Source organism: Haladaptatus sp., from assembly GCF_049589095.1.
In the GTDB taxonomy this organism is placed as follows: Archaea; Halobacteriota; Halobacteria; order Halobacteriales; family Haladaptataceae; genus Haladaptatus.
Window position 1 is genome coordinate 1 of record NZ_JBAWAC010000238.1, and the last position, 11,143, is coordinate 11,143.

14 protein-coding genes are annotated in these 11,143 nt (G+C 63.1%); 12 read left to right on the forward strand and 2 right to left on the reverse strand.

Annotated features, from left to right (window positions below; genetic code table 11):
* Positions 1 to 95 precede the first annotated feature (95 nt).
* Genes ilvN through WBV42_RS07830 form a run of 6 tightly spaced genes read left to right on the forward strand, consistent with a single transcriptional unit; the run spans position 96 to position 5,105 of the window.
* The gene (ilvN, locus tag WBV42_RS07805) at positions 96 to 803 is read left to right on the forward strand and encodes an acetolactate synthase small subunit (protein WP_423985519.1); all 708 of its coding nucleotides are present in this window, start codon (positions 96 to 98) and stop codon (positions 801 to 803) included.
* A gap of 11 nt (positions 804 to 814) precedes the next feature.
* Positions 815 to 1,876: a ketol-acid reductoisomerase gene (gene ilvC / locus WBV42_RS07810; RefSeq protein ID WP_253228626.1), complete on the forward strand. Its 1,062-nt coding sequence runs from the start codon at positions 815 to 817 to the stop codon at positions 1,874 to 1,876.
* Positions 1,869 to 2,114: a hypothetical protein gene (locus WBV42_RS07815; RefSeq protein ID WP_423985520.1), complete on the forward strand. Its 246-nt coding sequence runs from the start codon at positions 1,869 to 1,871 to the stop codon at positions 2,112 to 2,114. The genes ilvC and WBV42_RS07815 overlap by 8 nt, the downstream gene beginning before the upstream one ends.
* Positions 2,111 to 3,532 (forward strand): 3-isopropylmalate dehydratase large subunit, encoded by a 1,422-nt coding sequence (gene leuC / locus WBV42_RS07820; protein ID WP_423985521.1) that lies wholly within the window; start codon positions 2,111 to 2,113, stop codon positions 3,530 to 3,532. The genes WBV42_RS07815 and leuC overlap by 4 nt, the downstream gene beginning before the upstream one ends.
* The gene (leuD, locus tag WBV42_RS07825) at positions 3,529 to 4,128 is read left to right on the forward strand and encodes a 3-isopropylmalate dehydratase small subunit (protein WP_423985522.1); all 600 of its coding nucleotides are present in this window, start codon (positions 3,529 to 3,531) and stop codon (positions 4,126 to 4,128) included. The genes leuC and leuD overlap by 4 nt, the downstream gene beginning before the upstream one ends.
* Positions 4,125 to 5,105, forward strand: a complete 981-nt coding sequence (locus tag WBV42_RS07830) for an isocitrate/isopropylmalate dehydrogenase family protein (RefSeq protein WP_423985523.1) — start codon at positions 4,125 to 4,127, stop codon at positions 5,103 to 5,105. The genes leuD and WBV42_RS07830 overlap by 4 nt, the downstream gene beginning before the upstream one ends.
* 36 nt (positions 5,106 to 5,141) lie before the next feature.
* Here the strand turns inward: WBV42_RS07830 and WBV42_RS07835 are convergent, their stop codons facing one another.
* Positions 5,142 to 5,378 (reverse strand): hypothetical protein, encoded by a 237-nt coding sequence (locus WBV42_RS07835; RefSeq protein WP_423985524.1) that lies wholly within the window; start codon positions 5,376 to 5,378, stop codon positions 5,142 to 5,144.
* A 132-nt stretch (positions 5,379 to 5,510) separates the two neighbouring features.
* Here WBV42_RS07835 and WBV42_RS07840 point away from each other — a divergent pair, with 132 nt between their 5' ends.
* The 6 genes from WBV42_RS07840 (at position 5,511) to WBV42_RS07865 (ending at position 10,036) form a co-directional block, all read left to right on the forward strand.
* The gene (locus WBV42_RS07840; protein WP_423985525.1) at positions 5,511 to 5,975 is read left to right on the forward strand and encodes a DUF7109 family protein; all 465 of its coding nucleotides are present in this window, start codon (positions 5,511 to 5,513) and stop codon (positions 5,973 to 5,975) included.
* Between the two features lie 76 nt (positions 5,976 to 6,051).
* A complete protein-coding gene (locus WBV42_RS07845) occupies positions 6,052 to 6,648 on the forward strand; it encodes an NUDIX hydrolase (RefSeq protein WP_423985526.1) in 597 nt (198 codons plus the stop codon).
* Positions 6,649 to 6,874: 226 nt separating this feature from the next.
* Positions 6,875 to 7,441 (forward strand): ArsR/SmtB family transcription factor, encoded by a 567-nt coding sequence (locus tag WBV42_RS07850; RefSeq protein ID WP_423985527.1) that lies wholly within the window; start codon positions 6,875 to 6,877, stop codon positions 7,439 to 7,441.
* A 69-nt stretch (positions 7,442 to 7,510) separates the two neighbouring features.
* Entirely contained in the window at positions 7,511 to 7,909 is a 399-nt protein-coding gene (locus WBV42_RS07855) for a hypothetical protein (RefSeq protein ID WP_423985528.1), read from the forward strand.
* A 239-nt stretch (positions 7,910 to 8,148) separates the two neighbouring features.
* Positions 8,149 to 9,279 (forward strand): NAD(P)/FAD-dependent oxidoreductase, encoded by a 1,131-nt coding sequence (locus tag WBV42_RS07860; protein ID WP_423985529.1) that lies wholly within the window; start codon positions 8,149 to 8,151, stop codon positions 9,277 to 9,279.
* An 88-nt stretch (positions 9,280 to 9,367) separates the two neighbouring features.
* Entirely contained in the window at positions 9,368 to 10,036 is a 669-nt protein-coding gene (locus WBV42_RS07865; RefSeq protein ID WP_423985530.1) for a dihydrofolate reductase family protein, read from the forward strand.
* A gap of 11 nt (positions 10,037 to 10,047) precedes the next feature.
* Here the strand turns inward: WBV42_RS07865 and solA are convergent.
* On the reverse strand, positions 10,048 to 11,143 hold a 1,096-nt coding region (solA, locus tag WBV42_RS07870; RefSeq protein WP_423985531.1), incomplete at its 5' end, for an N-methyl-L-tryptophan oxidase.

Consider the following 11,143-nt stretch of genomic DNA (forward strand, 5'->3'; position numbering starts at 1 on the left):
GTCATCGACTTCCACGTTGACCCCGCCGCAAACGTCTACCCGATGGTGCCGAGCGGCGGAGCCAACGGTAAATTCGCCCTCTCGGAGGACCAACTATGAGCGGCGAAGAATCGACGGACGACGTCCCGTCTCAAACCCCATCCGCGGGAATGCCCGGCACGGCTCCCGACGAGCGACCACATCCCGAGGGTCGCCGGAACGAGCAGGGCATCCGCATCGACCCGGAGGCGGAGGCCGAACCACGGCGACGGACCGCCGTGGTCTCCGCGCTGGTCGAACACGAACCGGGCGTCCTCTCGCGCGTCTCCGGGCTGTTCTCCCGGCGACGGTTCAACATCGAGAGCCTGACGGTCGGGAAGACGACCGTGGACGGCCACGCCCGCATCACGCTCGTGGTCGAGGAGACCGAATCCGGTATCGACCAAGTCGAAAAACAGTTGGCGAAACTCAAGCCGGTCATTCAGGTGGGCGAGGTCGATGACCCCGCCGTGCGCGCCGAACTGGTGCTGTTGAAAGTTCGGGGCAACAAGCCGGACGAGGTCCACGCCATCACGCAGATGTACGAGGGCCAGACGCTGGACGCCGGGCCGCGAACCATCACGGTTCAGATCACCGGCGACCAGCAGAAGATCGACGACGCGGTGGACGCCTTCCGCCAGTTCGGGATCATCGAGATCGCACGAACCGGCCAGACCGCCTTGGCACGCGGCGACACGCCGACGACGCCGGGCGAGGAACCGGGTCATTCGACCCAACCACCCGAGGACCCGCATAGCGCGACGAACGACGAAGCAGACAACTGAGGAATACGACAATGACGAACCAATACGACGCAACGATCTACTACGACGAAGACGCGGACGACAGCTATCTGAACGACAAGACGGTGGCCGTACTCGGGTACGGCAGTCAGGGCCACGCCCACGCACAGAACCTCGCTGACAGCGGGGTGGACGTGGTGGTCGGCCTGCGAGAGGGTTCGTCCTCGCGCAAGGCCGCGGAAGCCGACGGCCTGCGCGTTGCGACGCCGAAAGAGGCGGCCAGTGAAGCACAGGTCGTTTCGGTGCTCGTGCCGGACACCGTCCAACCGGCCGTGTACGCCGACATCGAATCCGAACTGGAACCCGGCGACACGCTCCAGTTCGCCCACGGGTTCAACATCCACTACGGGCAGATCGAACCGTCGGAGGACGTGGACGTGACGATGATCGCCCCGAAATCGCCGGGCCACCTCGTTCGCCGGAACTACGAGGCCGACGAGGGAACGCCGGGCCTGCTCGCCATCTATCAGGACGCTAGCGGCGAGGCGAAGGAGGAGGCGCTCGCCTACGGGAAAGCCATCGGTTGTACCCGCGCAGGCGTGGTCGAGACCTCGTTCCAGGAGGAGACGGAAACCGACCTGTTCGGCGAACAGGCCGTCCTCTGTGGCGGCGTGACGGAACTCATCAAAGCCGGGTACGAGACGCTCGTCGATGCGGGTTACTCGCCCGAGATGGCGTACTTCGAGTGCCTGAACGAGATGAAGCTCATCGTCGACCTGATGTACGAGGGCGGTCTCGGCGAGATGTGGGATTCGGTCTCCGACACCGCCGAATACGGTGGCCTGACGCGCGGCGAGGTCGTCGTCGACGACCACGCCCGTGAGAACATGGAGACGGTCCTCCAGCAGGTACAAGACGGCGAGTTCGCTCGCCAGTGGATCGTCGAGAATCAGGCCGGGCGGCCGTCGTACCGTCAGAAGCGGAAGGCCGAGAAGAACCACGAAATCGAGGAGGTCGGGGACCGTCTCCGCCAACTGTTCTCGTGGTCGGAAACGGAAGACGAGGAATCGGAATCCGAGGAAGGAGAACAAGAGCGAGTGACAGCAGATGACTGAGGAAAACCGGAACGGACGGACGGAAACGATGGCGGACGTGAACCACGTCCATCCCCACGCCGACCGCGGCGCGATGACACAGCTGTTCAGCCGTGGACAGGTCGCCACCGATGGCGGGGACGACGAGGAATCGACGACGAAAACGATGGCTGAAATATCGCACGAGCCGCCGACGGGTGCCGCTGACTCGGCGGGCGTTTTCGAGCGCGGCCACGAATATCGGGTACAGTACCGATGAGTGAGGGAACGCTCTACGACGAGGTGTGGGATCGCCACACGGTAACGGAACTGCCGACCGGACAGACCCAACTGTTCGTCGGCCTGCATCTCGTCCACGAGGTGACGAGTCCGCAGGCGTTCGGCATGCTGGAGGAGCGCGACATGGAGGTCGCGTATCCCGAGAACACCCACGCGACGGTGGACCACATCGTCCCGACGGCCGACCAGTCGCGTCCGTACGCCGACGAGGCAGCGGAAGAGATGATGTCGGAGTTGGAGGAGAACGTGCAGGGAGCGGGTATCAACTTCTCGCACCCGAAATCGGGCGACCAAGGGATCGTCCACGTCATCGGCCCGGAGCAGGGACTGACCCAGCCCGGTATGACCATCGTCTGTGGCGACAGCCACACCGCGACGCACGGCGCGTTCGGCGCGCTGGCGTTCGGTATCGGTACGAGCCAGATTCGTGACGTGCTGGCGACCGGAACGATCGCGATGGAGAAACAGAAGGTCCGAAAGATCGAGGTCACGGGCGAACTCGGCCCCGGCGTCTCGGCGAAGGACATCGTCCTCGAAATCATCCGCCAACTCGGCACCGACGGCGGCGTCGGCTACGTGTACGAGTACGCGGGCGAAGCCATCGAAAATCTGGACATGGAAGGCCGGATGAGCATCTGCAACATGTCCATTGAGGGCGGCGCTCGCGCGGGCTACGTCAACCCCGACGAGACCACCTACGAGTACCTGCGGGAGACGGACGCCTTCGAGGACGACCCCGAGAAGTTCGAGGAACTCAAATCCTATTGGGAGTCCGTGCGCTCCGACGAGGATGCCGAGTACGACGACGTGGTCGTCATCGACGGCGACGAACTCGAACCGATGGTGACGTGGGGTACGACGCCCGGGCAGGGCGTCGGCATCACGGAACCGATTCCCGCACCAGAGGACCTGCCCGAGGAGAAGCGGGAGACGGCGCGACAGTCACAGGAACACATGCGCGTCGAACCTGGCGAGACGATGGCGGGCTACGACATCGACGTGGCGTTCGTCGGATCCTGTACCAACGCCCGACTGCCCGACCTGCGCCGCGCGGCGGAAGTCGTCGAGGGGCGCGAAGTCCACGACGACGTACGGGCGATGGTCGTCCCCGGCAGCCAGCGCGTGAAGGCCGCCGCCGAGGAGGAAGGGTTGGACGAAATCTTCCGCGAGGCCGGTTTCGACTGGCGTCAGGCCGGTTGTTCGATGTGTCTGGGTATGAACGACGATCAACTCGACGGCGACGAGGCCAGCGCGTCCTCCTCAAATCGTAACTTCGTTGGACGACAAGGCAGTCCGGACGGCCGGACGGTCCTGATGAGTCCCGAGATGGTCGCGGCCGCCGCGATCCGCGGCGAAGTGACCGATGTGCGCGAACTGTCGGAGGTGGTGAGCGCATGACCGAAGAGATCACCTACGAATCCGGAACCGGCATCGCGGTGCACGGCAACGACATCGACACCGACCAGATCATCCCGGCGCGGTTCATGAAGGTCGTCACCTTCGACGGCCTGGGACAGTTCGCGTTCTTCGACCAGCGGTTCGATTCCGACGACAACCCGCAACCGCACCCGTTCAACGAGGATGATCACGAGGGCGCGTCGATACTGGTCGTCAACGGTAACTTCGGCTGTGGCTCCTCGCGCGAGCACGCGCCGCAGGCGCTCGCTCGCTGGGGAATCGATGCCATCGTCGGCGAAAGTTTCGCCGAGATTTTCGCCGGAAACTGCCTCGCGCTGGGCATCCCGACCGTCACGGCTGATGCCGAGACCGTCGAGGCGTTGCAGGACTTCGTCGAGGAGAACCCCGATGCAGAAATAGAGGTCGATGTAGCGGAGGAAACCGTGCGCTACGACGGCCGAACCGTCGAGGCGAACGTGGACGACGCCCAGCGACAGGCGCTCGTGGAGGGCGTCTGGGACACGACGGCGCTGATGAAGTCGAACGAAGCGAAAGTAGAGAAAACGGCCGAAAGCCTCCCTTACGTCGAACAATGAGCGAACAAATCGCTGTCATCCCCGGCGACGGAATCGGACAGGAAGTAGTACCAGCGGCACGGCGAGTCCTCGAAGCCGTCGGACCGGAGTTCGAGTTCGTGGAAGGCGACGCGGGCGACGCCGTGAAGGCGGAAACCGGCGAAGCGTTGCCGGAGGAAACCCGAAGTCTCGTGTCGGGATCCGACGCGACGCTGTTCGGCGCGGCGGGCGAGACGGCGGCGGAGGTCATTCTGCCGCTTCGCGGCGTCGTGGACTCGTTCGTCAACGTGCGCCCCGCACGGGCCTATCCGGGCACCGAGGCGCTTCGACCCGAGACCGACCTCGTCTTCCTCCGCGAAAACACCGAGGGCGTCTACGCAGGTCACGAGTCGAACCTGAGCGACGACGTGACGACGCTGACCCGCGTCGTCACCGAATCCGCGTCCGAGCGGCTCGCCGAATTCGCCTGCGAGTACGTCGAGGGACGCGACGACGAGGAGTTCACCATCGCTCACAAGGCGAACGTGATGCGCGAGACCGACGGCCTGTTCCGCGACACGGTGGACCGCGTGGCGGACGGCGAGGGTGTTTCACACGACGAGATGCTGATGGACGCGCTGGCGACTCACCTCTGTCTGCACCCCGACGAGTTCGGCGTCATCGTCTGTCCGAACCTCGCAGGCGACGTGCTGTCGGACCTCGCCGCCGGATTGGTCGGCGGATTGGGACTGCTCCCCTCGGCCAACATCGGGCCGGACAACGCGCTGTTCGAACCCGTCCACGGCACCGCACCGGACATCGCGGGCGAGGGCGTGGCGAACCCGTCGGCAACCATCCTCTCGGCCGCGATGCTGCTGGAGCATCTGGGATACGACGAGGAGGGCGCGGCGGTTCGTGAGGCGGTCGAATCCGTGCTGTCGGACGGGCCGCGAACGCCCGACCTCGGCGGCGACGGAACCACCGCGGACGTCACCGAGGCAGTGCTGTCTCGGCTGTAGCTTCTCTACTGTTCGTTCGATTTCTGTTTTCGCGGTTTAGAAGGAAAACACCGACATGACGATCATTCCCGCGCCGGTCGTACCGAGTACCCCGAAACAGAATCGCGTGAGTGCCACCCGCCAGCCCGCAGGTTCGACCTCATCGAACGGGTTCATACTGCTGATGGAGTCGGATTGCTTGTCGGGCGTCGACAGTTGGTACCCGTATCTAACGCCGAGGGCACCGAGGGGGAGCACACCGAGTCCGGTGAGCATCATGCTGAAGGAGACCATATTCATCCCATATTTCCATTTCAATAAATGCTTTCTGTTCTGAACGAAGGTCGACCGAGTTCATCGTTCCCGTGCCGGAAAGTGAACACTAATATCGGTGGCCCGACGCTTCCCGGTAACGAGTGAGACGACATGAGTGAGACGAAAGACGAGCTCGCGGGCGTGGTGGACCTGTTCGGGGCACTGACACGTGCGGAACTGGCCGAGGCGCTCGCCGAGTTGGCGTTCAAACAGGGAAAGGAGGTGGACGAATCGGCGTTCGAGGCGGTCATCGAAGACGGCGTGCGGGACTTCTATCTCGTGGAGACACGAACCGATGCCGACACCGGCGAGGACGGCGAAACGGTTCTCGTACCCGGTCCGGTGGCGTTCCCGGCGTTGCCCGACAACGCGGAGGACCTACCGCATATCATGGACGTTCCGGAGCGGACCACGGACCGCGAGGGGTTGGGCGAACGCGTGAAGGAGCGACTCGTCGAGGAGGCCGAAACGGCCGACGAGGAGCGTGCGCGATACCTCGTGGACGTGAGCTACGACCTCGAAGCGTGGGCGCCCGTGGAGGCGGGCGACGTGCGCGAGCGGTTGGACGAGTCATGAGGCCGAACGATTGCGCTCCGAGAACGAGTCGCACGCCGACCGGGCAAATTAAGGCCGGACGGACCGACGAAAACACATGAACCTCGGTCGGGTGGCCGACCACGAACCACGGTTGGTCACGGACGAGCAACGCGAGGCGGCCGTCCTCGTGCCGATTATCGACCGCGACGATGGTCCCGCCCTCCTCTTCACCAAGCGCGCGGACCACCTCGGCGAACATCCGGGACAGATGAGTTTCGTCGGCGGGGGACACGAACCGGGCGACGACGATCTCTGGGAGACCGCACTCCGGGAAGCACACGAGGAGATCGGGCTTCGACCCGAGGAAGTCGAGAACGTCGGGCGACTGGACGATATCCGGACGATAACGGGCTACTCCATCAGTCCGTTCGTCGTCAGAATCCCGGACCGCGAGTACGACCCCGACGAGCGCGAAGTGGCTGAAATCGCCGTCCTCCCGGTGTCGGAACTGACGGACTTCGACAACTACGAGAACGAACACCGCGACCACCCACACTACGGCGAGGTGGTAATCCACTACTTCCACGTCGATGGCTTCACCGTCTGGGGCGCGACGGGACGGATGCTGGTGCAACTGCTGGAACTGGCGACGGATTGGTGCGCGCCGGAGAAAATCGACCGGTTCGTCGACACCGACCCGGATTTGGGATAGGGGCAAATTCGACGGACGGTTCACAGCGAAGATCCCAGAACTCGGATGAACTGATAAGCAACTTTCGTCCGTGTTCTGTCTCATGGTCGGTGAGGTTGCAAAAGCCGTGTTGAGTACAGAGTGCCACTGGCTATGAGACTCGTCGCCAGTGACGGTACGTACAAGTGACGAAAATATCCATTCAAAGCATCCATATTTTTATGGCAATTACTCAACCATCTTGGGTATGGATTGGCTACCCGCCCGCGATGTGGATGAGACACAACGTGGTGATCCACGTCTCATTGGCCTTGACGACGAGAATATCGACGAAGCACTCGACGCGATATCTTCGGCCACTGCTCGCACATTACTCACGGAGATTTACAGCGATCCGGCAACTCCTAGTGACCTGCGCGACCGTACTGACAACTCGCTGCAAACGATTTCGTATCACCTCGGGAAGCTTGAGAACGCAGGTCTCGTTCGCGTCGCAGATACTCGGTACTCGGAACAGGGGCGAGAGATGGCGGTGTACGCGCCACCCGACGATCCGGTCGTGCTTTTCGTCGGCACCGAAAACCGGAAGAACGGCCTGCGAGATCTTCTCGCGCGGGTATTTGGTGCGGGGATACTGCTCCTTGGCGCGACTATCTACGTCCTCTACCGGACGTTCGAGTACGGTGGTGGGCCACCCGGGAGCAATCCGACATCTCACGGCCTCCTCGATATCTCGTTCATCGCGTTCTTCACAGGCGGGTTCTTCGTTCTTGTGCTCGTGCTCTGCTGGGGAATCTGGGTGCGACTCCGCTAGCTCGTTTCGGGCTTAAAATTCGTTTTACGTCTCCCAGAAGTATATCCTTCCAACTCGCCGAAAGAACATATGAGTACTTGGCCGTCCGACCGCACTGCGCATCTACTCGAAACACTCCTCGCGCTCGCCACCCTCGTTAGCACCGTTTTGTCGCTGGACTACAACCCGTGGTATCCGGAATGGATACACACTGGACTACTCACACTGCCGCCAAGCGCCATTGCACCGATGATACTCTCGATAGCCATACTCGTATTCAGGGGACGCTCCACCAATCCGCGTGGAATCGGTCGCTGCGCGCTCACGGCGTTCGCGGCCATTACGCTCATACTCTGTCTGTATGCGATCTGGAACCTGAACACTGACCCTGGCGGAGTTTACTGGGCAGGATTTTTCCCACTTATTACCGGCGTCCTGCTCGCTGTCTCAACACTTTTCGAATTGATCATCGAACGGTACCGTCAATAACAGATTGGGTACCAATCGGTGGTGACGGTCCCTCTCCCAACTATCGTGGATTTCACGACGTTGATATCGAGGCCGCGTTTCCTCGGTGCTGGAATACCATTTCACGTGGGACGTCCCCAAAATCGAATCTGCAAGAATACACGAATGGATATCTCACGTCCGTACTTCTCTCACCGACATACTCGCGTCCGGATTGTCGGTATCCATACGTCAAAGTGGGGGGCATGCGACCATCTGCCATGTACGACGCAATCGTCGTCGGGGGCGGAATCGTCGGTGCCTCCGTCGCCTACCACCTGGCACGTGAGGACGTGGACACGCTTCTCATCGACCGCCACGACACCGGACGGGCGACGGACGCCGGTGCGGGTATCATCTCTCCAGCGACCAGCAGTCGAACCGCCTCGACCCAGTGGTTCGAGTTCGCGCTCGATGCCGCGGCGTACTATCCCGACGTCGTCGAACGCCTCGAAAACGAACAGGACGGGGAGACGGGCTACTCCGACTGTCCTCTGCTCTCGGTCGCGGTGGACGAGGACGAAGTACCGGAGTACGACGCGGCATCCGAACGGATTCTGGAACGACAGGAGAAATACGGCCAGCCAGCGCCCGGAACGACGGAGGAAATCTCGTCGGCTGAGGCGAAATCGCGGTTCCCGGCCCTCGCCGAAACTCGGCGCTGTCGCGCCTACGACGGTGCCGCGCGGGTGGACGCCCGGACGTTCACCGGCGCGCTGCTCCGGGCGGCGAAGAAACACGGACTCACCGTTTTCGGAAAGGACGTCACCGAAATTCACCACGAGGACGGAACCGTCACGGGCGTCGAAACCGCCGACGCGACGACGTACGAGGCTCCGGCGGTCGTGGTCGCCGGGGGTGCGTGGTCCGATCGATTTTCCGACTCGCTCGGCGTGTCGATCCCAGTAGAACCTCAACGCGGGCAGATCATCCACCTCGATTTGGGCGACACGGATACCTCCACGTGGCCCATCCTCAGCCCGTATCATAGCCACTACATGGTCCCGTGGTCGGACAACCGCGTCGCCGTCGGCGCGACCCGTGAAGTCGGGTCGGGCTTCGAACCCCACACGACGGCCGACGGCGTTCACGAGGTGCTCGGCGAGGCGCTTCGCGTCGCGCCCGGACTCGGCGACGCGGCGATCGAGGAAATCCGTGTCGGCCTCCGTCCGCGCTCGGCCGACCAACTGCCCGTTTTGGGGCGAATTCCGACCGTCGAGGGTGTCCATCTGGCGACCGGTCACGGCGCGACCGGACTCCAACTTGGCCCCTACAGCGGAAAACTGGTCGCCGATCAGATCATGGGCGAACCGGTCGATATCGAGGAGTTCAGCGTGGAGCGGTTCGAGTAGCGGGACGAACGACCCCAGTGGCCGGGCCGCATGGCGGCGAGAATTAAGGGGGTTGCTAGCGTTCCGAATGTCCTGGGGGAAATAGACGATGACAAACGGAGGGATTTCCGACTCGTCGGAAACCGATACCAAGGAAACGAGCGGAAACGTCGTCGCGGAACTGTCCACGTCGTTGGACGGGTTCATCGCCGGGCCGAACGCGGGGATCGACAACCCGCTGGGGGACAGCGGCGAACGACTCCACGAGTGGGTGTACGAACTGGCGAGTTGGCGCGAGTTACACGGTCTCGACGGGGGGAAAACGGGCATCGACGACGACATCCTCGCCGAATCGTTCGAGAACGTCGGCGCGGTCGTGATGGGAAAGCGGATGTTCGACACCGGCGAGGAACCGTGGGGTGACGACCCACCGTTTCAGGTTCCGGTGTTCGTCCTCACGCACGACCATCGAGGAACGGAGGAACGACGGGGTGGAACGACGTTCACCTTCGTCACCGACGGCGTCGGGAGCGCGCTCGAACGGGCAAGAGCGGCCGCGGGTACCGACGACGTGTCGGTCGCGGGCGGGGCGAACGTTGTCCAGGCGTTTCTGGGTGCGGACCTTCTGGACGAAATTCGACTTCACATCGTCCCTGTCCTGCTCGGGGACGGGGTTCGCTTGTTCGACCATCTCGACTTCGAACCGCTCGAACTCGAAAAGACGCGGGTGGTGGACTCGCCCGACGTGACACACCTGTGGTACCGCGTCGAGCGGTAATCGGATCGGAGTCAGAACCGGTCGAGCGAGAACAACTCGATATCGTGGCGACTCTCGCCGTCGATGGCGAGGTCGGCCAGAATCTCGCCGACGACGCTTGACAGCTTGAACCCGTGGCCCGAAAAGCCCGCGCCGACGACGACCTGTGGGTGGTCCGGAAGCACGTCGATGATGAAGTGTTCGTCCGGCGAGTTGGTGAACAGACACGTCTCCAAGCGCATCGTCGGTCCGGCCGCGTCGGGGAAGTAGCGTTCCGTGAAATCGCGGAGGACGCGCTCGTCAGCGGGCGTCGGGTCGGCCACGTCGTCCGGGGAGACGTTCTCGTGGAAGTGGTTGTACTTGCCGACCTTGTACCCGGGAACGCCGTACTCCGGGAAGCCGTAGAAGTAGCCCTCCTCGCAACCCATCGTGAAGACCGGAAACGAATCGGGTTGGAACGCCTCGGAGTCGTCGGGGTGGAACCAGCCCAGCACTTGCCGCTCCGGTCTCGCCTCGGCCCGCAGCATCGGCAGCATGTTCGCGGCCCACGCGCCCGCCGTGACGACCATCGTGTCGGCGGTGTAGCTCCCCTCCCTCGTTTCGACGCGGACACCGCCGTCGGCGGTTGGCTCCCAGTCGAGGACGCCTTCCCGGGCGCGAATCTCCGCGCCGTGTCGGTGTGCCTCGTTCACGTGCGCGACGACGCACTGTTCGACGTGAAGGAAGCCGCCGTCCGGTTCGAAAATAGCGACGAAGCCCTCGGGCAGGTCGTAGCCCGGATATCGTTCGCCCACCTCTTCGGCGGAAAGCCGTTCGAACGCCAATCCGTGTGTCTCACAGGATTCGCGCGCACCGGCGACCTTCTCGCTGCCCTCCGGGCCAGCGACGATACATCCGGTCGTGTGGAGAAGCCGTGTCGGATGCGTGGCGTCCAGTTCGTCCCACAATTCGTAGGCACGTTCCAGCAGCGGGACGTAGTCCGGGTGCTCGTAGTACGCCTTCCGGATGATCCGCGTCACGCCGTGTGAGGACCCCATCGAATGCGGAATATCGTAGCGTTCCAGGCCCAAGACGTTCTCGCCGCGCTTTGCGAGGTGGGCCGCCGTCGCGCTTCCCATGCCGCCGACG

What these genes read in the sequence shown, in the direction of transcription:
- ilvN (WP_423985519.1), top strand. Translation starts at nt 96, where the DNA reads ATGAGCGGCGAAGAATCGACGGACGACGTCCCGTCTCAAACCCCATCC.
- ilvC (WP_253228626.1), top strand. Translation starts at nt 815, where the DNA reads ATGACGAACCAATACGACGCAACGATCTACTACGACGAAGACGCGGAC.
- WBV42_RS07815 (WP_423985520.1), top strand. Translation starts at nt 1,869, where the DNA reads ATGACTGAGGAAAACCGGAACGGACGGACGGAAACGATGGCGGACGTG.
- leuC (WP_423985521.1), top strand. Translation starts at nt 2,111, where the DNA reads ATGAGTGAGGGAACGCTCTACGACGAGGTGTGGGATCGCCACACGGTA.
- leuD (WP_423985522.1), top strand. Translation starts at nt 3,529, where the DNA reads ATGACCGAAGAGATCACCTACGAATCCGGAACCGGCATCGCGGTGCAC.
- WBV42_RS07830 (WP_423985523.1), top strand. Translation starts at nt 4,125, where the DNA reads ATGAGCGAACAAATCGCTGTCATCCCCGGCGACGGAATCGGACAGGAA.
- WBV42_RS07835 (WP_423985524.1), bottom strand. Translation starts at nt 5,378, where the DNA reads ATGGTCTCCTTCAGCATGATGCTCACCGGACTCGGTGTGCTCCCCCTC.
- WBV42_RS07840 (WP_423985525.1), top strand. Translation starts at nt 5,511, where the DNA reads ATGAGTGAGACGAAAGACGAGCTCGCGGGCGTGGTGGACCTGTTCGGG.
- WBV42_RS07845 (WP_423985526.1), top strand. Translation starts at nt 6,052, where the DNA reads ATGAACCTCGGTCGGGTGGCCGACCACGAACCACGGTTGGTCACGGAC.
- WBV42_RS07850 (WP_423985527.1), top strand. Translation starts at nt 6,875, where the DNA reads ATGGATTGGCTACCCGCCCGCGATGTGGATGAGACACAACGTGGTGAT.
- WBV42_RS07855 (WP_423985528.1), top strand. Translation starts at nt 7,511, where the DNA reads ATGAGTACTTGGCCGTCCGACCGCACTGCGCATCTACTCGAAACACTC.
- WBV42_RS07860 (WP_423985529.1), top strand. Translation starts at nt 8,149, where the DNA reads ATGTACGACGCAATCGTCGTCGGGGGCGGAATCGTCGGTGCCTCCGTC.
- WBV42_RS07865 (WP_423985530.1), top strand. Translation starts at nt 9,368, where the DNA reads ATGACAAACGGAGGGATTTCCGACTCGTCGGAAACCGATACCAAGGAA.